The sequence below is a fragment of the Frankia sp. CeRuru1 genome (assembly GCF_977966315.1).
In genome coordinates, this window is sequence record NZ_CDWWEW010000102.1 from 1 (window position 1) to 1106 (window position 1106).

A 1106-nucleotide genomic window follows, 5' to 3' on the forward strand; every position below is an offset into this window, starting at 1 on the left:
CCCATCCGCACCCCTCGGTCGCGGGATCCCCCACCGCTCAGCGGGTATTCGGGCCGGCGGTGTCCCTCGTCGACCGGCTGCGCGACGCTCGGCGGCAGACGACGACGGCGGGATGACGGCGAGGAGTTCCACCGCCCGGGGGAACTCCTCGAACGGCGGGCCGGACCCTTCGGAGAGCCCGGCGCAACGCCGGTACCGCAACTGGGGAGATCTGCTGCAGGAGCTGCGCGTCGTCCAGACGGGCGTACAGCTGCTGACCGCCTTCCTGCTCGCCATCCCGTTCCAGCAGCGGTTCACGACGTTGAGCAACGAGCAGAAGTCGCTCTATCTCGTGATCGTGTTGCTGACGGTCAGCGCCACCGGGCTGCTCATCATGCCGGTGAGCCTGCACCGCGCGGTCTTCCGGCGCAAGGAGAAGGAGACGCTGATCCGGGTGGCGAACCGGCTCGCCCAGGTGGGCCTGGCATTGTTCGCCGTGGCTGTCTCCGGGGTCGTCCTGCTCATCTTCGACGTGGTCAAGGGGGCGCCGGCCGGCTGGATTGCCGGGGGCTGCACCTTCGTCGTGCTGGTCGTGCTGTGGGCCGTCGTACCCGCCGCCATCCGTCTCGCCGCCCGAGACTGACCGATCGGTTTTAACCGTCACTACCCCATAAGCACCTTATCCTCATGTCATCCTCGGGTAGCGAGCATATTGGGGGAGGATGGCCGTGGACCTGTCGACGGTGGGTGCGGTGCTGCTGGACCTGGACGGCACTCCGTGGGCTCCGGCGCCGCCATGACCCGCCGACCATCGGCCGGCGGCACGGCTACGCCGGGCCTGCGCGGCGCCGGCCTGCAGGCCGGCGCCGCGCAGGCCGCCCTCGGCTTCACCGTCACGAGCCTGGGCGCCTGTCTCGCCCTGCTCGCCCGCGACCTGCACCTGCCCGCCAACCGGCTGGCCGGTCTGTCTGCCACCTTCGGCGCCGGCCTGATCGTCGTCGCCGCGGTCGGACCGATCCTGCTGCGCCGCGGAGCACACCCCGCGCTGCGCGGCGGAGCCCTGACCGCCGCCGCCGGCAGTGCCCTGCTCGCCACCGCGCCCGGCCTGCCCGCCGCCGTCGTCGGCG

2 protein-coding genes are annotated in these 1106 nt (G+C 72.0%); both read left to right on the plus strand.

What is annotated here, in order from left to right:
- The first annotated feature begins 112 nt into the window (after nt 1-112).
- Nucleotides 113-622 carry a DUF6328 family protein gene (locus AC08OP_RS10015; RefSeq protein WP_476613940.1) on the plus strand — a complete coding sequence of 170 codons (510 nt, stop codon included), beginning with the start codon at nt 113-115 and terminating at the stop codon, nt 620-622.
- A 135-nt stretch (nt 623-757) separates the two neighbouring features.
- The coding region (locus tag AC08OP_RS10020; protein ID WP_476613941.1) for a hypothetical protein at nt 758-1106 on the plus strand (349 nt) is incomplete at its 3' end.

Coding starts and splice junctions, on each gene's coding strand:
- AC08OP_RS10015 (WP_476613940.1), top strand. CDS start 113: ATGACGGCGAGGAGTTCCACCGCCCGGGGGAACTCCTCGAACGGCGGG.